Source organism: Stenotrophomonas sp. YJH_SMC_53 (genome assembly GCF_059369995.1).
Genome location: NZ_JCAFTF010000004.1, coordinates 116,347 through 133,693, shown reverse-complemented (window position 1 = coordinate 133,693; position 17,347 = coordinate 116,347). Strand labels below are relative to the sequence as shown.

Annotated in this window: 19 protein-coding genes; 10 read left to right on the top strand and 9 right to left on the bottom strand. The window is 67.5% G+C overall.

Features of this window, described 5'->3' with window-relative positions:
• Nucleotides 1-10: 10 nt before the first annotated feature.
• The 3 genes from AC5P7X_RS07765 to AC5P7X_RS07755 are packed head-to-tail and all read right to left on the bottom strand — an operon-like array spanning nucleotide 11 to nucleotide 3,445.
• On the bottom strand, nucleotides 11-1,135 hold the full coding sequence (locus tag AC5P7X_RS07765; protein WP_495214703.1) for a Gfo/Idh/MocA family protein: 1,125 nt from the start codon (nucleotides 1,133-1,135) through the stop codon (nucleotides 11-13).
• A 12-nt stretch (nucleotides 1,136-1,147) separates the two neighbouring features.
• Nucleotides 1,148-2,365 carry a nucleoside permease gene (locus AC5P7X_RS07760; protein ID WP_005415643.1) on the bottom strand — a complete coding sequence of 406 codons (1,218 nt, stop codon included), beginning with the start codon at nucleotides 2,363-2,365 and terminating at the stop codon, nucleotides 1,148-1,150.
• Between the two features lie 27 nt (nucleotides 2,366-2,392).
• Nucleotides 2,393-3,445 (bottom strand): sugar phosphate isomerase/epimerase family protein, encoded by a 1,053-nt coding sequence (locus tag AC5P7X_RS07755; RefSeq protein ID WP_188248270.1) that lies wholly within the window; start codon nucleotides 3,443-3,445, stop codon nucleotides 2,393-2,395.
• Between the two features lie 95 nt (nucleotides 3,446-3,540).
• On the opposite strand from AC5P7X_RS07755, the gene AC5P7X_RS07750 reads away from it, so the two are divergent.
• The 4 genes from AC5P7X_RS07750 (at nucleotide 3,541) to AC5P7X_RS07735 (ending at nucleotide 8,794) form a co-directional block, all read left to right on the top strand.
• Nucleotides 3,541-4,545 carry a LacI family DNA-binding transcriptional regulator gene (locus AC5P7X_RS07750; RefSeq protein ID WP_053497607.1) on the top strand — a complete coding sequence of 335 codons (1,005 nt, stop codon included), beginning with the start codon at nucleotides 3,541-3,543 and terminating at the stop codon, nucleotides 4,543-4,545.
• A gap of 149 nt (nucleotides 4,546-4,694) precedes the next feature.
• Entirely contained in the window at nucleotides 4,695-5,747 is a 1,053-nt protein-coding gene (locus AC5P7X_RS07745) for a sensor domain-containing diguanylate cyclase (RefSeq protein ID WP_053497609.1), read from the top strand.
• A 116-nt stretch (nucleotides 5,748-5,863) separates the two neighbouring features.
• Nucleotides 5,864-6,889, top strand: a complete 1,026-nt coding sequence (locus tag AC5P7X_RS07740; RefSeq protein ID WP_495214701.1) for an AI-2E family transporter — start codon at nucleotides 5,864-5,866, stop codon at nucleotides 6,887-6,889.
• Nucleotides 6,890-7,051: 162 nt separating this feature from the next.
• Nucleotides 7,052-8,794 carry a GGDEF domain-containing protein gene (locus tag AC5P7X_RS07735; RefSeq protein ID WP_495214700.1) on the top strand — a complete coding sequence of 581 codons (1,743 nt, stop codon included), beginning with the start codon at nucleotides 7,052-7,054 and terminating at the stop codon, nucleotides 8,792-8,794.
• A gap of 9 nt (nucleotides 8,795-8,803) precedes the next feature.
• Here AC5P7X_RS07735 and AC5P7X_RS07730 read toward each other — a convergent pair whose 3' ends face one another.
• Nucleotides 8,804-9,310 (bottom strand): PaaI family thioesterase, encoded by a 507-nt coding sequence (locus AC5P7X_RS07730; RefSeq protein WP_188248272.1) that lies wholly within the window; start codon nucleotides 9,308-9,310, stop codon nucleotides 8,804-8,806.
• Between the two features lie 37 nt (nucleotides 9,311-9,347).
• On the bottom strand, nucleotides 9,348-9,785 hold the full coding sequence (locus tag AC5P7X_RS07725; RefSeq protein WP_495214699.1) for a hypothetical protein: 438 nt from the start codon (nucleotides 9,783-9,785) through the stop codon (nucleotides 9,348-9,350).
• 285 nt (nucleotides 9,786-10,070) lie between these two features.
• On the opposite strand from AC5P7X_RS07725, the gene AC5P7X_RS07720 reads away from it, so the two are divergent.
• The 6 genes from AC5P7X_RS07720 to AC5P7X_RS07695 all read left to right on the top strand — a co-directional run bounded on the left by AC5P7X_RS07720 (nucleotide 10,071) and on the right by AC5P7X_RS07695 (nucleotide 14,898).
• Nucleotides 10,071-10,502, top strand: a complete 432-nt coding sequence (locus AC5P7X_RS07720) for a pyridoxamine 5'-phosphate oxidase family protein (protein WP_053497616.1) — start codon at nucleotides 10,071-10,073, stop codon at nucleotides 10,500-10,502.
• A gap of 94 nt (nucleotides 10,503-10,596) precedes the next feature.
• On the top strand, nucleotides 10,597-11,178 hold the full coding sequence (locus tag AC5P7X_RS07715) for an NMCC_0638 family (lipo)protein (protein ID WP_495214698.1): 582 nt from the start codon (nucleotides 10,597-10,599) through the stop codon (nucleotides 11,176-11,178).
• Nucleotides 11,179-11,382: 204 nt separating this feature from the next.
• On the top strand, nucleotides 11,383-11,850 hold the full coding sequence (locus AC5P7X_RS07710; protein WP_032954010.1) for a DUF2975 domain-containing protein: 468 nt from the start codon (nucleotides 11,383-11,385) through the stop codon (nucleotides 11,848-11,850).
• Nucleotides 11,850-12,074: a helix-turn-helix domain-containing protein gene (locus AC5P7X_RS07705; RefSeq protein ID WP_171957758.1), complete on the top strand. Its 225-nt coding sequence runs from the start codon at nucleotides 11,850-11,852 to the stop codon at nucleotides 12,072-12,074. Before AC5P7X_RS07710 ends, AC5P7X_RS07705 begins: the two co-directional genes overlap by 1 nt.
• Before the next feature lie 43 nt (nucleotides 12,075-12,117).
• On the top strand, nucleotides 12,118-13,659 hold the full coding sequence (locus AC5P7X_RS07700) for a TerC family protein (RefSeq protein ID WP_138952972.1): 1,542 nt from the start codon (nucleotides 12,118-12,120) through the stop codon (nucleotides 13,657-13,659).
• 102 nt (nucleotides 13,660-13,761) lie between these two features.
• Nucleotides 13,762-14,898 (top strand): metallophosphoesterase, encoded by a 1,137-nt coding sequence (locus tag AC5P7X_RS07695; protein WP_053497624.1) that lies wholly within the window; start codon nucleotides 13,762-13,764, stop codon nucleotides 14,896-14,898.
• 136 nt (nucleotides 14,899-15,034) lie between these two features.
• Here the strand turns inward: AC5P7X_RS07695 and AC5P7X_RS07690 are convergent, their stop codons facing one another.
• From AC5P7X_RS07690 to AC5P7X_RS07675, 4 genes are all read right to left on the bottom strand, one after another.
• On the bottom strand, nucleotides 15,035-15,673 hold the full coding sequence (locus tag AC5P7X_RS07690) for a ferric reductase-like transmembrane domain-containing protein (RefSeq protein ID WP_053497626.1): 639 nt from the start codon (nucleotides 15,671-15,673) through the stop codon (nucleotides 15,035-15,037).
• A gap of 82 nt (nucleotides 15,674-15,755) precedes the next feature.
• On the bottom strand, nucleotides 15,756-16,292 hold the full coding sequence (locus AC5P7X_RS07685; RefSeq protein ID WP_495214697.1) for an HvfC family peptide modification chaperone: 537 nt from the start codon (nucleotides 16,290-16,292) through the stop codon (nucleotides 15,756-15,758).
• Nucleotides 16,293-16,301: 9 nt separating this feature from the next.
• A complete protein-coding gene (locus AC5P7X_RS07680; protein ID WP_495214696.1) occupies nucleotides 16,302-16,490 on the bottom strand; it encodes an HvfC/BufC family peptide modification chaperone in 189 nt (62 codons plus the stop codon).
• Complete coding sequence (locus tag AC5P7X_RS07675) at nucleotides 16,483-17,328, bottom strand: HvfB family MNIO-type RiPP peptide maturase (protein ID WP_346607745.1); 846 nt, start codon at nucleotides 17,326-17,328, stop codon at nucleotides 16,483-16,485. Before AC5P7X_RS07675 ends, AC5P7X_RS07680 begins: the two co-directional genes overlap by 8 nt.
• Nucleotides 17,329-17,347: the final 19 nt, after the last annotated feature.

Below are 17,347 nucleotides of genomic sequence, written 5' to 3'. Positions count from 1 at the left end.
CTCCCGGGATTCAACCGATGGCGGTCCAGGTGCGTGACCTGGCCGATGCAATGACACGATCAACGATCCGCGCCGAGCGCAGGCCGTCTTCGAAGGTGGGCAGGCCCTGCGGCCGCTCGCCTTCAATGGCGCGATACGTGTCGGCCACGAACGCTTCGAAGCACTGCCCGTAGCCCTGCGCGTGCCCCGCTGGCAGCGGCGACAACCGGCGTTGTTCGGCGCTGCCGGCGCCCGGGCCGCGCACGAAGATTTCCTCGCGCTGTTCGGGGAGGCCGATCCACAGCCGCTCGGCATCCTCCTGGTTGAACGCCACGCTGGCGTTGGCGCCGTCGATCTCGAACCAGAGCCGGTTGTGGCGTCCGGCCGAGACCTGGCTGACCGTCAATGACGCCAGCGTGCCCGCGCCGGTCCTGAACATCGCTGCGGCCACGTCCTCGCTCTCGACCGCTTGCTTTGCGCTGTCTGTCGCCGGCGTGCTGAAGCTCTGGGAGGTGGTTGCGCTGCGTTCGGCGATCACCGTGGCAAACGCCGCGTTCACTTCGGCGAAGCACTCGCCGCTGACCCATTCAACCAGGTCGCACCAGTGCGATCCAATGTCAGCGAACACGCGCGATGTACCACCCAGTGCCGGGTCAACCCGCCAGTTGTTGCTGGCCGGGTCCAGCAGCCAGTCCTGCAGGTAGCTGCCATGGATCAGGTGCAGTGGCCCCAGGTCGCCCTGCGCGATGCGTGCACGTGCCTCGCGGACCACCGGGTGGTAGCGGTAGACGAAGGGGACGGTGGCGACCAATCCGGTCGAGGCGGCCAGCGCCGCCAGCGCCTGCGCATCGTCCAGCGTCGTCGCCAACGGTTTCTCGCAGATCACGTGCTTGCCGGCTTCCAGTGCGGCCTGCGCCATCGTGCGGTGCAGATGATTGGGCGTGCAGATGTGCACGACCTGTACCTGGGGATCAGCGACGACGTCCTCGATATCGCGATAGGCGCGCGGGACATTCCACGCGTGCGCCACCTCGCGCGCGCGCTGCGGCGACGAGGCGGCCACGCCGCGCACCTCGGCGCCAGCCAGCAGTGCCGCGCGGCGATGCACCGCACCGATCATGCCGGTACCAACGATGGCGATTCCAAGCGGGGGCATCGGCCGGTCTCCTCAGGGGGTGGACGACGCGGCCGCAGCTACCGGGCGGTCGCGGAACAGCAGCAGGAAGGCGATCAGCACGACCAGTGCGACGCCGGCCGGGAACAACCAGATCTGCTGCCAGTCCGGGCCCGCTGCAGTGGTGAAGTGCTCCACTACCGCGCCGGACAGGAAGGTGCCGATCAGCATGCCCACGCCATAGGTGGCCAGGGTGATGAAGCCCTGCGCGCTGCTGCGCGCGGCGGGGCCGGCGTGGGCATCGGTGTAGATCTGGCCGGTGACGAAGAAGAAGTCGTAGCAGATGCCATGCAGTACGATGCCGATCACAAGCAGGGAGAAGCCACTGCCCGCATCGCCGAAGGCGAACAGCGCGTAGCGCACGACCCAGGCCGCCATGCCGACCGCCAGCATGGTCTTCACCCCCAGCCGCACGAACAGGAACGGCATGGCCAGCATCAGCAGCACTTCGGAGACCTGGCCCAGCGACTGCAGTCCGGCGGCGCCGTGCACACCGAGGTCGTTGAGATACGGATTGGTGAAGTTGTAGTAGAACGACAGCGGGATGCAGATGGCGATGGAAGCCAGGAAGAACACCAGGTAGGCGCGCGACTTAAGCAACCGCAATGAATCCAGCCCCAGGATCTGTCCCAGCCCGGCATCGCGCTGCTGCGCCAGCGGCGGCGTGTGCGGCAGGGTGAACGCATACAGGCCCAGCACCAGCGATGCCAATGCGGCCATGCGGAAGGTCAGTTCAAGCCGGTGCGCCTGTTCCCAGCCCAGCCAGCCGATCAGCACCCCGGCGATGATCCAGCCGATGCTGCCGGCCACGCGTACCAGCGGGAACTGCTTCTCCGGCGATTGCATGTGCCGCATGGCGACGCTGTTGGCCAGTGCCAGCGTCGGCATGAACAGCAGCATGTAGCCCATCACGCAGGCGGAGAACATGCTGAAGCTGGTGGCGGTGGACGCCAGCCACATCAGCACCGCGCCGGCCAGGTGCAGTATCGCCAGGATGCGCTGCGCCGCGAAGTAGCGGTCTGCGATCAGGCCGACCAGGAATGGCGCCACGATGGCGCCGATGGACTGGCTGAGGAACGCCGTTGCCACCTGGCTTGCGCTGGCCTGCAGCGGGCCCTGTACCAGGTAGGTACCCAGGGTGACGAACCACGCCCCCCAGATGAAGAACTGCAGAAACATCATCGCGCCCAGGCGCGACATGGCGTGCGTCATGGCTTGCCCTCCCGGGGCGGTCGTGGCTCAGATTCCCAGCATGCGGCGCAGTGATCCAACGTCCGTATCGCTCCCGGCAAAGTCGTCGAAGGCGCGTTCGGTCACATGGATGATGTGATCGCGGATGAAGGCGGCACCCTCGCGCGCGCCGTCCTCCGGGTGTTTCAGGCAGCACTCCCATTCCAGCACCGCCCAGCCGGGGAAGTCGTACTGGGCGAACTTCGAGAAGATCGCCTTGAAGTCGATCTGGCCGTCACCGGGTGAGCGGAACCGGCCCGGACGATCGATCCAGTCCTGGTAGCCGCCATACACGCCGCTGCGCGCGCTGGGGCGATACTCCGCGTCCTTGACGTGGAAGATGCCGATGCGGGCGTGGTAGCGGTCGATGAAGCCGAGGTAGTCCATCTGCTGTAGCAGCAGGTGGCTGGGGTCGTACAGGATCTTCGCGCGGGGATGATGGTCGACCTCATCGAGGAAGCGCTCGAAGGTCGCGCCGTCGTGCAGGTCCTCGCCGGGGTGGAGTTCGAAGCACAGGTCCACGCCGCAGGCGTCGAACACATCCAGGATCGGGCGCCAGCGACGGCCCAGTTCGGCGAAGGCTTCTTCCACCAGGCCCGGCGGGCGCTGCGGCCACGGATAGAAGTAGGGCCAGGCCAGTGCACCGGAGAAGGTGGCGTGCGCGGTCAGCCCCAGGCGCTGGCTGGCCTGCGCGGCGAGCCGCAGCTGCTCCACGGCCCAGGCCTGGCGCGCGGGCGGGTTGCCGCGCACATCGGCGGGTGCGAATCCGTCGAACAGGCTGTCGTAGGCGGGATGGACCGCGACCAGCTGCCCCTGCAGGTGGGTCGACAGTTCGGTGATCTGCAGGCCGTGCCCGGCCAGCATGCCGGCAACATCGTCGCAGTACGCCTGGCTGCGTGCCGCCGCGGCCAGATCGAACAGGTGGGGCGCGGAGGTGGGAACTTGTACGCCAGAATAGCCCAGACCCGCGGCCCATCCGGCCAGCGTGTCCAGCCGATCAAAAGGAGCTGTGTCGCCGATGAACTGCGCCAGGAACAGCGCTGGACCCTTGAGCGTCTTCAACGTGATTCGCCCTCGATGCAATCGATTGCATTATCCTAGCAGGGGCGCACGCAGGACCTGTTGTGCACTGCACAGCGGACAGGAGAACTAACGCCATGGCCACCATCTACGACATCGCCAGGCACGTCGGCGTCTCCGCAGGCACGGTGTCACGGGCGCTTTCCCGGCCGGACAAGGTGCTGCCGGCCACCCGTGCGCGCATCGAGCAGGCCGCCGCCGCATTGGGCTATGTGCCCAACACGGTGGCCCGCACGCTCAAGACCCAGCGCAGCGGCAAGATCCTGGTTACCGTCCCGGACATCGCCAATCCGTTCTTCGCACAGATCCTGCAGGGTGCGGAGGAGGCCGCGCAGGCGGTCGGTTACGCGGTTCTGCTGGGCGATACCCAGCATCAACCCGATCGTGAGGAGCGCTACGCGCAGATGCTCCGGCGCAACGAGGCAGACGGCATGATCGTGCTTGGCCATCGCCTGCCACCGACCGCGCGCGAGATCGTCGAGCAGCGCGGCGCAGCTGCGCCGGTGGTCAATGGATGCGAGTTCGACCCCGCACTGGGCATCCCCAGCGTCCATATCGACAACGCGGCCGCCGCACGCGCGGTGATGGAGCACCTGTACGGCCTGGGGCACGAACGGATCGCCGTGGTCGGCGGGCCACCTGACAACCCCCTGCACCAGCAGCGGCTGGAAGGGGTCCGGGCCGCCGGCAAGGCGCGGGGTCGCCTGCGCCAGCTGAGCATCGTGCCCGGGGACTTTTCCGTTGAGTCCGGGCATGCGGCGGTGATGGCGCTGCTGGACGGCACGCCCGTGCCGACCGCGGTGTTCTGCTTCAGCGACCAGATGGCACTGGGGGCACTGGCGGCCTGTCGCGACCGGGGCATCCGCGTTCCGGAAGCGCTCTCCATCGTCGGCTTCGACGACCTGGCCTCGTCGCGTTACCTCACCCCGCCGCTGACGACCATCCAGCAGCCGATGCGTGAAATCGGCGAGCGCGCGGTCAACCTGCTGCTCGCCATCATTGAACAGGTCGATGTACCGCTTCAGCAGACGCTGGAGTTCAGCTTCATGCTGCGCGGTTCGACAGCGGCGCCTCGGCGGTAGCGGAGGCGAGGCAGAGCAGCCGGAGCGGGGCGATCGGCCCGCGCGTCGTCCCGCGACCTTGATCCCGAATTGACGCAAAGCTGTCAGACTCATCGCAGGCAGCCCGGCAAGGGCCGTAGCAGCGGGTGCGATCGCGCAGGGGGGGGGCAATGCCATTCTTTACCGATTCGGCGGAAGGCGCGGTCGAAGGCATTGGCGCGGCACGTCGCATCGGCTGGATGCGTTTCGTCGGCAATGGGCTGGGGGCGATCCCCATCGCTTCGATCATCCTCGAGCGCCACGATGGGCCGCTGGCATGGGCCCTGCTGCTGCTCAACGCGCTGGCGTGGCCTGCGCTGGCATTGATGCTGACCCAGCGCTCCGGCCAGCCCGCGCTCGTCCAGTTCCGCTGCATGGTGGCCGACTCCTTGTTCGGCGGTGGCTGGATCGCCTTCATGGCATTGAGCGTAGTGCCCAGTGCACTGTTTGCCGCACTGCTGGTGGCCGACAAGATCGCTGCCGGTGGCGTTCGCCTGGCGATGCGCGCCACGCTGGCCCTGCTGGTGGGCTTCGCGCTCACCTGGTGGGCGCTCGGCTTCCCTTACCAGCCGGTCACCTCGCAGCGCACGATCATGCTGAGTGTCCCGTTCCTGTTCGTGTATGGCATCGGCCTGAGCATTCTCAGCTGGCAGCTGGCGCGCCGGGTCAAATCGCAGAACCGCCAGCTGCAGCGTCTCAGCCGGATGGACCCGCTGGTCGAGCTGGCCAACCGCGGCTTCCTGATCCTGCGTGCGCAGCAGGCGCTGGACCGGGCACAGGGCCAGGGCGGCTTTGCCTGCCTGCTGATGCTCGATGTGGACGACTTCAAGCGCATCAATGACTCGCACGGCCACCGCGCCGGTGACGAGGTGCTGCGGCATATCGCGGCGACATTGCGCACCGTTGCCCGCCCAGGTGATACGCCCGCGCGGCTGGGGGGCGATGAGTTCGTCGTGCTGCTGCGCGACTGCGCGCCCGTCGACGCGATGCAGGTGGCCGAGCGGGTGCGCCTGCACCTGCTCGAGGCCGCGCGGCAGGCCACGCCGGGGGTGGAATTCAGCGTCAGTATCGGCATTGCGGCCACGCCGCGTGGCGGCAGTGTCGAGGACTGGTTGGCACTGGCCGACCGCGCGCTGTACCACGCCAAGCGCCAGGGCAAGAACACCGCCAGCTACGGCGAGTGAGCGCGCGTGGGGACGGCACGGCTGCCGCCGAACGCGGATGAAATGCCCATTCATCCTGCACGCGGAATCAGCACGCCAATCCTCTACCATGGGCCACCCCGCCCGGACGCGCTCCCATGCAAGACGCTCTCGTTGCCCAGCCCAAGCCCCCCATCCCAAGGATCGCGGCATGGCTGATGATGCTGCTGGGCATGTGGCTGGCGCTGAAACTGGGCCTGGTGGTCACCCTGCTGTCCGGCCTGCTGGTGTTCCAGCTGACCCACGTGCTGGCCTCCACCGTGGAAGGCAGGCTGCCGCCGGGACGCGCACGGGCGATCGCAGTGATCGTGCTGTCGGCGATCATCATCAGCGCGCTGGTGCTGGCGGGGATCGGCGTGGCCTCGTTCTTCCGCAACGAGACCGGTGGCCCGGACGCTTTGCTGGCGCGCCTGATGGAGATCCTCAACACCTCGCGGCACCAGGTGCCGGCGCTGCTGCAACCCTACATTCCCGAAGACATGCCAGCGCTGCGCGCGGCGCTGAACGACTGGGCCGCCGAGCATCAGCGCCAGCTGGGCGTGGCCGGTACCTCGGTGGTCCAGGTGGGTGTGCGCGTACTGATCGGCATGGTGCTGGGTGCGATGATCGCACTGTATGACGAACTGCCGCTGCCGAAGATGGGTCCGCTGGCGCAGGAGCTGGTCGGGCGCACCAGCCGCCTGGCCACCGCGTTCCGTCAGGTGGTGTTCGCGCAGGTGAAGATCTCGCTGCTCAACACCGTGTTCACCGCGATCTTCCTGCTGGGCGTGCTGCCGTTGTTCGGCGTGCACCTGCCGCTGTCCAAGACCCTGGTGCTGATCACTTTCCTGGCCGGCCTGCTGCCGGTGGTGGGCAACATCATCTCCAACACGATCATCACCATCGTTGCACTGTCGGTCTCGTTCTATGTGGCGGTGGCGGCGCTGCTGTACCTGATCGTGATCCACAAGCTGGAGTACTTCCTCAACGCGCGCATTGTGGGTGGCGAAATCCAGGCGCGGGCCTGGGAGCTGCTGCTGGCCATGCTGGTGATGGAGGCGGCCTTCGGCCTGCCGGGCCTGGTCGCCGCGCCGGTGTTCTATGCCTACGTGAAGCGCGAACTGGTCGACCAGCGCTGGATCTGACGCGGCGGGGCATGACGTATTTGTCCCGATTCGAGCGTCCGCGCGGCCTTGTCGGTGCGTTCGCGGCGCGCACGGTGTACCCACGGCCACGGTTGGCCCGTCAGCGGCTTGGCGCCTGTGCAGGCGGCCGCTACAGTGTTCCGCACGACAGGGGAAATGTGCATGGCCCGCAAGGCGTCGCCCATCGGATTGCGGACCTGGGTCTGGATCCTGGCCGGGTTGTTCGTAGTCTGTACGCTGCCGCTGATGGCCATCGCACTGGTGCAGGGCACGCTGCGCTTCACCGCCGCCGAGGACAACCTGGTCAGCCTGCGCCGGCTGCAGCAGACCTTCGACCTGGCCAACCGGGTGTCGGCCGAGCGCGGCCCCGCCAACAGCCTGCTGGGAGCCAATACGGCCGATGCGGCCGAACAGGCCCGGCTGGCCGCGCAGCTGGCGGTTGCGCGCAAGCGGGTCGACACCGCCCTGCTGCAACTGGACACCGTGTTCAAGGCCGATCCCGGCGTGGTCGGCGAACATGGGCTGTTGGCCGACGTGCAACGTCGCCTGCAGTCGGCGCGGGCCGCAGTGGACCAGGTGGCGGCACAGCCGCACGACGCGCGCCGGGTGGAAGACGTGGAGCGCGCGATCAGCAGCATGTTCGCCGTGGTCGATCGCCTGCACGTGTTGACCTCGACGCAGATCGGCGTGCTGGTCAGTGCCGACCGCGAAGCGGCGATCCCGGCAATGCAGGGCCAGGTGCTGATCGACCTGCGCGAGCATGGCGGCCGCCTGGCCTCGAACGTGATGGCGCCGGTGGCGGTACCGGGGGCCTGGCGTGACGAACAGGTGCGGGCGGCATTGCAGACCGAAGGCCGCCTGCTGGAGCTGTGGCGGCTGGCAGGCAGCCATGAAGCCGTGTTCCGCAGCGATCCGACGCTGTCCTGGCATTGGGACATGGCACGCCGCCAGTTCTTCGGCGAATCGCTGCCGATGATCGAACAGCTGATCGAAGATGGCCGGCGGGGCGTACCGCCGCCGTGGACCGCCGCCGAGTTCACCACGCGCTACGTACCGACCCTGCGGTCGCTGGAAGCGCTGCGTGATGGTTACCTGAGCGTGTCCATCGCCCGTTTCGAGCGCACCCGCAACCGCGAAGCGACGCGCCTGGTGGTGCTGGTGGCGACGGTGCTGGGCACGCTGGTGGTGCTGGGCGTGGCGCTGCGCATCGCCCATCTGCAGATCCTGCGGCCGCTGCTGCAGGCGCAGAAGCAGGTCATCCAGATCGCCTCGGAAGCGCCCGGCCCGGAGCAGCATGTGACCCACCCGCTGGCCGAGATGCAGCGCCTGTTCGATGCCATCGAAGTGCTGCGCGAGAAGTCGCGCGAGCGCTCGGCGTTGACCAGCGAGCTGCGCCAGCTGGCCGGCACCGATGAGCTGACCGGGCTGTTGAACCGGCGCGCGCTGGACGAGTTGGTGCAGCAGCGTCATGCCGACGGCGGCAACAGTGCGGTGGTGATCCTGCTGGACGTGGACCGCTTCAAGGCGATCAACGACGGCCACGGGCATGATGCCGGTGACGAGGTGCTGGTGCAGGTGGCGCAGCTGCTGCAGCGCCACCTGCGCCGCAGCGACCGCATCGCCCGCTACGGTGGCGAGGAATTCCTGGTGCTGCTGGCCGACGGCGACCTGGCCGGTGGCCGCCAGTTGGCTGAGTCGCTGCGCGTTGCGCTGCAGCGGCTGGACATCGCCCTGGTCGGTGGCAAGGTGCTGCGGGTCACTGCAAGCTTCGGCGTAGCCGAGGGGGGCACCGATGCGCTGGGCTGGCGCACCCTGCTGCGTGCCGCCGACGCGGCCATGTACCAGGCCAAGGCGCAGGGCCGCGACCGCGTGCGGGTGTCCGGCGGCGGCCGCAACGCACGTTGAGGACACGCATCAGCCGATCCGCGCATGCACGCGGCGCAGCGTGCGCGCGATCATCCGTCGCGCGATGGGACGCGGCACCGAGAACCCGCGCCAGCGCAGCGCACCCACCCGGAAGGTGGCGCTGGCGGTGGCCAGTACCTTGCCGTCCGGGTCGGTCAGCCAGCCACGGGTGAAGGCGATGCTGTCCTTGCTGTGCTCGACTTCGCCCCAGCCGATGATCCGCCCCGGCCGCGCCGGGTTGACGAAACTGGTCTTGGATTCCACCGTGACCGCGATGCGGTTGGCTGGCAGGGTGGCGTAGATCGCCGGCCCCATGCAGTCGTCCAGCATCGCTGACAGGAATCCGCCCTGCACGTTGCCCATCGGGTTGGTGAGCACCGTCCCGGCGTCGAACTCGACCTGGATGCGGCGCAGTGCATCGTCATAGCCGACGAAGCGCCAGCCGAGCAGGGTGCCGGCCTGGGAAGGTGGCAGATCACCGTTGACCACGCTGTAGAAGATCGATTCGGGATTCATCGTGGAGCCTCGTGGGGGGAGGGGAGAGAAAGGGAACTCACCGCGGTAGCGACAACAGGGCCAGTACGAATCCAATGACGGACAGCAGCACCACTGCGGCGCCAGCGGGCACCGGTGTACGTGCACCGGTGCGTCTCCGCACACCCGAAGCGACCAGGACCGGCGGCAGCGTGGCGACCAGGCAGAACAGTTGGAACGCCAGCAGCTGCGGCAGTGCGAAGTGACCCCCGAAGAAGATCAGGCAGGCCAGCATCACGCCAGCACCGGCCAGTGCGATCCACCCGGCGCCGACCACGCGGATGAGTGCCATCAGCAGCACCTGCATGCGCGGTTCGATCTCCGCCCACGGCACACCCACCGCCTGCCCGTGGTAGGGCATGAAGTCGGAACGTTTCAGATAGGCCGCAGCAAACAGCGAGACAATGAAGAACACCAACAGGTAGCAGCCGAACGCGAGCCAGGCGAACAGATCCATGTGGAGGCCATGCGGTTGCGAAGGAGTCGCCGCGCGCATGCCGGCTGCCATGCCGGTCGTGCCACGGGGTTGCGCGATTCTCCGGCAGCCCCCTGTTAGCCGGCTGTGGTGCTTCGCAGGGGCGTTCCTCCATCTGCTTTTAACGTGGATATGGTGGTGTGGAGTGCGTCACGCACGGACCATGCGCCGTATCTCGTTTCCCGTGAAGAAGCCGCAAGTGCTCATCCACTTTCCGGTCACCGCTCTGCGCAGACGCTGAGCGTCCCTCCGATCAAGGACCGCGCCGTGACCCAGCTCACCCTCCCAGAACTTGCCAAGAAAATGGCCGGCATCGATTTCACGATGCTGCAGACTCACGCCGGTGGAGAAATTGCCGGTCGCCCCATGAGCAACAACGGTGACGTGGACTATGACGGTGACAGCTGGTTCTTCACCATGGAAGACACCGACATGGTGCGCGAGATCGAGGCTGACCCTGCCGTCGCACTGGGTTTCTCCGGCAGCAAGTCGCTGCTGGGCAAGCCGCCGCTGTTCGTGCACGTGCAGGGAAGGGCAGCGCTGGTGCGCGATCGGGCCACGATGCGCGAGCACTGGGTGAAGGACCTGGAGCGGTGGTTCGAACAGGGAGTGGATACACCAGGACTGGTGCTGATCCATGTGCGCGCCAGCCGCATCCACTACTGGGATGGCGAGGACGAGGGCGAAATCACAGCCTGATCCCGGTGCGGGGAGGCCGGCGGCAACGCGGCCGTTGCACGCCACGCCCGGGCTTTGCCATCCTCCCCGCTGCGTTCCGTACCGTGGAGTTCCAATGCGCCCTGCCTCCTGGCTGATCCTGGCGCTGCTGCCTGCCCTGGCGGCGGCGCAGCCTGCGCGTGCACCCAGGGCCAGCGCACAAGCGCAGGACCCTTTCAGTGAGTTGTTCGATACCGCCTGCATGCAGCACATCGGCGCGCCAGCGCGGTTGCAGTCGTTGATGGAATCCAACGGGCTGTCACCGCTGCAGCCTGCCGAGGCGGCAACGTTGCTGCAGGGGCAGTCGGGCGTGGCCTGGATGGTGCCGCTGGCCAGCGGCCGCTATGCAGTCAGCTGGGCTGACGATGGCACGTGCACGGTCTACGCCGAAAAGGCCGACGCGGCGGTCGTGCAGAAGGGCTTCGCCCGGTTGGTGCAGGCGGCGCCGACGCCGTTGCAGGCGCGCTCGCTGCCAGGCCGTGGGCCGTTGTCGGCGGACCAGGTGGCGATCCAGTACGGCTGGGCCACGCCCGGGCAGGCCAAGCTGCAGGTGCGTTTCCGGCTGGTCACGCGGCAGGCGGCCGAGGCCGGCGTGCAGGCGATGGCCTCGGTGACGCCGGGCGAAGCAATGCTGGAGCAGGCTGCACCCAGTCGGTAACGCTGGCCCCGCGCCGCGCAGGCTGCCCATGCCCGCGATTCAGCCTTTCACGCTGGTTGTGATATATCGTTTATCGATAAATACACCCCGGGGCGGCGAGGCCGCCCCAATGCCGGAGGCCGCTTGACCGCTCGTCCCGCCCGCGCCAGACCCGCGCGAGGCTTGTTCACCCTGGCCCAGGCCGCCGTCCAGGCCGTCCGGGCGATGTGCTGGCTGGGCATCCTGGCCGCACTGCTGGCCGTGCCGCTGGTCGCGCACGACCGTCGCTGGCTGCTCGACAGCGTCCACGATGCCGCTGCCGCTGCTGCGCACGGCAACGCCCTGTTCCTGCACTTCTGCCTGGGGCTGGCTGTGATCGTCGCGCTGCTGGTGCTGTGCCTGCTGTTCCTGCGCCATCTGCTGCGGCTGCTGAAATCGGCGGCGCGCGAAAGGCCCTTCACCCACGCCAATGCGCAGCGCCTGCAACGCATGGCGTGGCTGATGCTGGCGATGGAGCTGCTGTCGATCCTGATCGGCGCCTACGCGGCCTGGATGGGCCCGGACTTCAGCTGGATGGAGGTGGGCGGCGGCATGTCGATCACCGGGCTGGTGGCGGTGCTGATGCTGTTCGTGCTGGCACGCGTCTTCGCCGTGGGCGCGGCGATGCGCGATGACCTCGACGGTGTCATCTGATGGCAATCGTCATCACCCTGGACCGCGTGCTGCAGGAACGGGGCATGACCCTGTCCGAGCTGGCCGGTCGCATCGACATCACCCTGGCGAACCTGTCGATCCTGAAGACCGGCAAGGCGCGCGCCATCCGCTTTTCCACGCTGGATGCGATCTGCCGGGAGCTGCAATGCACGCCTGGCGACCTGCTCGGGTACGACCCGTCGCGGGCGCAGGACGCAGACTGAGTGTTTGTTCTTCTCCCTTACCTACTGACGAAACGGACCTGAAATGGAATGGTTGGCTGACCCTTCGATATGGATGGGCCTTGCAACCCTGGTCGTGCTTGAGATCGTGCTCGGCATCGACAACCTGGTGTTCATCGCGATCCTTGCCGACAAGCTTCCGCCACACCAGCGCGACCGCGCGCGGGTGATCGGCCTGGCACTGGCCCTGCTGATGCGGCTGGTGCTGCTGGCGGCGCTGGCCTGGATCATGAAACTGACCGCGCCGCTGCTTACGCTGTTCGAGCACAGCTTCTCCGGGCGTGACCTGATCCTGCTGGGCGGTGGCCTGTTCCTGCTGTTCAAGGGCACCATGGAGCTGCACGAACGGCTGGAAGGCCGCGCGCACCACGAAGACGGCAAGAAGGTCTACGCCAGCTTCGCAATGGTGGTGGCGCAGATCGTGGTGCTCGATGCGGTGTTCTCGCTGGACTCGGTGATCACCGCGGTCGGCATGGTCGACAACCTGGGCGTGATGTATGCCGCCGTCACCATCGCGATGGCGCTGATGCTGCTGGCGAGCAAGCCGTTGACCCGCTTCGTCAACAAGCATCCCACCGTGGTGGTGCTGTGCCTGGGCTTCCTGCTGATGATCGGTTTCAGCCTGGTGGCCGAGGGCCTGGGCTACAAGATCCCGAAGGGCTACCTGTACGCGGCGATCGCCTTCTCGATCCTGGTCGAGGCGTTCAATCAGTGGGTGCGTTTCAATCGTGAGCGCAACGAGCGCCGCCAGCCGTTCCGCCAGCGCACCGCTGATGCGGTGCTGCGCATGCTCGGGGCGCGCCCGGCCAACGGCCATGCCGATGACGGCGTGGACGAGCCGGTAGATGCCGAAGAGCGCCTGCAGCCGGCCGAGCACGAGATGATCCGTAGCGTGCTGGGCCTGGCTGACCGTCCGGTGTCGAGCGTAATGACCGTGCGCGCGGATGTGCAGTGGATCGACCTGGCGCGGGGCCAGGAGGATGTGGTGGCCCGCCTGGTGGCCTCGCCACACACCCGGCTGCTGGTGGGCGATGGTGACCTGGACAGCCTGCGTGGCGTGGTGCAGAGCCGCGACCTGCTGGCTGACCTGCTGCAGGGCAGGCCGCTGCAGCTGGAAGGCAACCTGCGCGAGCCGCAGTACGTGCTGTCCAGCGCCAGTGCGCTGCAGGCGCTGGAACTGATCCGCCAGCATCCGGTACCGCTGGCGGTGGCGGTGGATGAGTACGGCAGCGTGGAGGGCCTGGTGACCGCCAACGATCTGCTGGCGGCGATTGCCGGCGATCTGGTCGATACCCAGGACGAGCGCTATGGCGTGGTCGCACAGGGCGAGGACCAGTGGGAGGCCGACGGTGCGCTGACCCTGGACGACCTGCAGCGGCTGACCGGCGTATCGCTGCCACGCAGTGCCGACTACATGACCATCTCCGGGCTGGTGCTGGAGCAGCTGGGCCGGCTGCCGGACACCGGCGATGCGGTGGAGGTGGCGGGTGTGCGCATCACCGTGCTGGCGATGGAGAAGCGCCGCATTGCCCGCCTGCGGGTGGAACACCTCGACCAGCCGTTGTAGAGCCGAGCCCATGCTGGGCTTCGGGGATGCAGCCGAGCATGGCTCGGCTCTACACAACATGGCCCGCAGCCGTCACCATGGCGGGCCCGCTTTTTGTCATGGATGGTTGCAGTGCTGAGTACGATCGGTTTGTTGATGGGCCTGTATGTGGCCTGGCGCCTGTTCTGGCCGCTGCGCATGCCCATCGGGTTGAAGGTCGTGCTGTCGCTGCTGATGGTGGCTGTGGCCGTGCAGCTGCGCATCGTGGCGACCTTTTGGGGCACGATGGCGTCGCCGGAAATTCCGAAACTGGCCATCGCCACGCTGGCCACCGGCTCCACGGCGGTGCTGCTGCTGGCATTGGTGATGCTGGTACTGGACGCCGGCCTGCTGGTTTCGCGCCTGCTGCGTTGGCCGCGCATGGTATCGGCCCTGCGTGCACCGCAGCTGCGGCCGGCGGCCGGCGTGCTGGCCCTGCTGGTCAGTGGTTATGGTGTCAGCCAGGGCATGGCAGTGCCCCAGCCGCGGCAGATCGAGGTGAGCATTGCCGGGCTGCCAGCGGCGTTCGACGGCTATCGCGTGCTGCAGCTGACCGACATCCATGCCAGCCGCCTGCTGACAGGTGACTGGGTGCGCAGGGTGGTGGACCAGGGCAACGCGCTGAAGCCGGACCTGATCGTGATCACCGGTGATCTGATCGACGGCAGCGTCGAGGCCCGTCGCGACGACGCGCGACCCCTGGCCGATCTGCGGGCGCCGGACGGTGTCGTTGCCATTACCGGCAACCACGAGTACTACGCGCAGTACCAGGAGTGGATGCAGGCGTTCCGCGCGCTGCACATGCAGGTGCTGGAGAACAGTCATCTGCAGGTACGACGCGGCGATGCGGCGCTCACCATCGCCGGTGTCACCGACCCGGTGGCGGCACGCTACGGCCTGCCGCTGCCGGATCTCCAGGCTGCACTGGAGGGTGCCGATCCGTCCGCGCCGGTGATCCTGCTCGATCATCGCCCGCGCAATGCACGCGAGGCGGCGGCGCGCGGCGTGAAGCTGCAATTGTCCGGGCACACTCACGGTGGGCAGATCATCGGCATGGACCAGCTGGTGAAGCGAGCCAATGGCGGTTTTGTCTCCGGCCGCTATGACGTGGATGGGATGACGCTGTACGTGGGCAACGGTGCGGGCCTCTGGGCCGGTTTCCCGGCGCGCATCGGCGTGCCGTCGGAGATCACCCTGGTGACATTGCGCCGCGCGCCGTGACCTGAAGTGGGGAGGTCCCTTTGCGCAGTGAGTTCGCTGCCTATCGCGCTGGGATCCCTCTGTAGAGCCGAGCCCATGCTCGGCTGAACCAGAGAGGCAGCCGAGCATGGGCTCGGCTCTACAAGTAACCGCCACCTCAAGAACTCCGCAGCGGCGGCCGCGCATGCGCATTGCGCCGCAGTGACTGCGCCCGCTTGGCTATCCAGCGCACCACGAAGGCGGTGAACAGCAGTGCCGATGGCACCGCATACCAGAAGTTGCCTGGCACGCGCTTGAAGTACGAGTAGGTGAACACCGCCGCGATGATCCACATGCCGGTCAGGTGCAGGCGACGCCAAGCGGTGGGGCCCATGCGGCGGGCGATCCCCCGATGCGAGGTGATGGCCAGCGCCAGGATGGCGATGTAGCCCACCGTGCCCGGGAGGTTGGCCAGCGCGGATCGTGCTGGCCAGAACGCCGGGTTGAGGATGCCGAAACTGGTGATGGCGATGGCATGCAGCAGGTGCGAAAACGCGAAGGACAAACCGACGGTGCGCCGTTCGCGCAGCAGGAACCGGGTGAATGGGCCGGGCAGAAGACTGGCGAACGACGATGCGGTGAACGCCGCCAGGAACAGCAGGAACGATGTACGTGCAGTGACCCGTATCGCCGCACGGCTGCCTTCGGCTGCATCGGGATACAGGGCGAAGGCCGCCAGCGCGAATGCGATCAGGACCACGGCCATGGCCACAAACAGGCGCCAGCCGTGCAGGAAGGAAGTGTTGTAAGCAGGCATGGTGAGACCTCGAAGCAGGAATGGGGAGCACCGGCCGCTGGCCGGGCGATGAGTGGGTAGCGCCGGCCGCTGGCCGGCACCCTCAACAGTCGTTCGGCACAACCAGCACGCTCGCCGCACACAGCTCGCCCAGTACCGGCGCGCAGGCCGCGCGCAATGCGTCCGTTGCCACGCCATGTGCCTCGGACAGCGCCCGGAGTGCTGCTTCCACAGCTGCGCCGTCGTCACCAAAGATCGATAGCAGCGCGTAGGCCAGCGGCGACAGTTGCTCGACCTGCAGGCTGAAATCGGCGAGGCGCCGGATCAGCAGCAGCGTGGGCGCAGCGCTCGGCACCGGTTCCAGCCCCTCGTCCTCGTGCACCGGCGACTTGTAGCCCAGCACCCGCACCAGCGGCGAAACCGCCAGCACATCGCTGCCCTCGGGAACGCTGTGCAGCGACTGCCCGGCGTCACGCGCTTCAATGTGCAGCGACTGCAGCGTGCTCTCGTAGTGCGCCAGTTCCGCTGCCCAAGCCGGGAGTGCCAGCGTGTCCTGCACTGCCAGCCAGGCCGTGAATTCGCCGGCGATCTGTGGGAACAACGGGGTCTGGCAGGCGTGGTGGGCGTAGTAGTGCTCCACTGTGTCGCGCTAGTGTGGCGTGCCCAACTGCTGTTGCAGGCGCGGCAGGCTGCCGGCCAGCAGGGCGTCCAGGCTGTCGATGCACAGGCGGCGGTATACCGCCAGCCTGCCCGCCTCGACGCCGTCGGGTGCGGCCATTGCTGGGTCGCGCACATGATCGGCCCAGCGCCGTTGCAGGGTAGCCAGCGACTCAGCCATGGGCCACCCCGGGTGAACGTGCCTCGACCTGCGCCTGGCGGATCCGCGCAACCTCGGTCAGCAACTCCGCCAGCGTCGGAAAGTTGAAGTCGCGTTCGAGCAGCGTGGGGCGCACGCCGACCCGCGCATAGGCCTCGCGCAACAGCGCCCAGACCACGCCTTTCACCGGGGCACCGTGGGTATCGATCTTGAAGCCATCACCTTCATCGAAATGGCCGGCCACATGCAGCGAGGCAACACGGTGGGACGGCACGCGGGCCAGGAATTCGAAAGCGTCGTAATCGTTGTTGCAGGCGTTGACGAAGACGTTGTTGACGTCCAGCAGCAGGTCGCAGTCGGCTTCGGCGAGCACGGCGTTGATGAAGTCGATCTCGCTCATGTCCGCGCCGGCAACGGCGTAGTAGGAGATGTTCTCCACGGCGATGCGCCGGCCCAGCATGTCCTGCACCTGGGCGATGCGACCGGCGACATGCTGTACGGCTTCGGCGGTGAACGGCAGCGGCAGCAGGTCGTAGACATGTCCGCCGGCGGCGCAGTAGCTCAGGTGTTCGCTGTACAACTGCACCTGGTGCAGGTCGAGGAAGGCACGGGTCTGTGCCAGCAGGGTGCGGTCCAGCGGATCAGGACCTCCCAGCGACAGCGACAGGCCGTGGCAGGTCAGGGGGTGGCGCTCGCTGAGCTGGCGCAGCGCGGCGCCGTGTGCACCGCCGACGCCGATCCAGTTGTCAGGGGACACTTCGAGGAAGTCGATGGCACCGGCCGGCATTGCCAGCAGTTCGTCGATCAGGCCACGGCGCAGGCCAAGACCGGCGGCATTGGAGGGCAGGGGCAGGGACATGGCGGATGCTCCAGAGAGA

Coding starts and splice junctions, on each gene's coding strand:
- AC5P7X_RS07765 (WP_495214703.1), bottom strand. CDS start 1,135: ATGCCCCCGCTTGGAATCGCCATCGTTGGTACCGGCATGATCGGTGCG.
- AC5P7X_RS07760 (WP_005415643.1), bottom strand. CDS start 2,365: ATGACGCACGCCATGTCGCGCCTGGGCGCGATGATGTTTCTGCAGTTC.
- AC5P7X_RS07750 (WP_053497607.1), top strand. CDS start 3,541: ATGGCCACCATCTACGACATCGCCAGGCACGTCGGCGTCTCCGCAGGC.
- AC5P7X_RS07745 (WP_053497609.1), top strand. CDS start 4,695: ATGCCATTCTTTACCGATTCGGCGGAAGGCGCGGTCGAAGGCATTGGC.
- AC5P7X_RS07740 (WP_495214701.1), top strand. CDS start 5,864: ATGCAAGACGCTCTCGTTGCCCAGCCCAAGCCCCCCATCCCAAGGATC.
- AC5P7X_RS07735 (WP_495214700.1), top strand. CDS start 7,052: ATGGCCCGCAAGGCGTCGCCCATCGGATTGCGGACCTGGGTCTGGATC.
- AC5P7X_RS07730 (WP_188248272.1), bottom strand. CDS start 9,310: ATGAATCCCGAATCGATCTTCTACAGCGTGGTCAACGGTGATCTGCCA.
- AC5P7X_RS07725 (WP_495214699.1), bottom strand. CDS start 9,785: ATGGATCTGTTCGCCTGGCTCGCGTTCGGCTGCTACCTGTTGGTGTTC.
- AC5P7X_RS07715 (WP_495214698.1), top strand. CDS start 10,597: ATGCGCCCTGCCTCCTGGCTGATCCTGGCGCTGCTGCCTGCCCTGGCG.
- AC5P7X_RS07710 (WP_032954010.1), top strand. CDS start 11,383: ATGTGCTGGCTGGGCATCCTGGCCGCACTGCTGGCCGTGCCGCTGGTC.
- AC5P7X_RS07705 (WP_171957758.1), top strand. CDS start 11,850: ATGGCAATCGTCATCACCCTGGACCGCGTGCTGCAGGAACGGGGCATG.
- AC5P7X_RS07700 (WP_138952972.1), top strand. CDS start 12,118: ATGGAATGGTTGGCTGACCCTTCGATATGGATGGGCCTTGCAACCCTG.
- AC5P7X_RS07695 (WP_053497624.1), top strand. CDS start 13,762: ATGGTTGCAGTGCTGAGTACGATCGGTTTGTTGATGGGCCTGTATGTG.
- AC5P7X_RS07690 (WP_053497626.1), bottom strand. CDS start 15,673: ATGCCTGCTTACAACACTTCCTTCCTGCACGGCTGGCGCCTGTTTGTG.
- AC5P7X_RS07680 (WP_495214696.1), bottom strand. CDS start 16,490: ATGGCTGAGTCGCTGGCTACCCTGCAACGGCGCTGGGCCGATCATGTG.
- AC5P7X_RS07675 (WP_346607745.1), bottom strand. CDS start 17,328: ATGTCCCTGCCCCTGCCCTCCAATGCCGCCGGTCTTGGCCTGCGCCGT.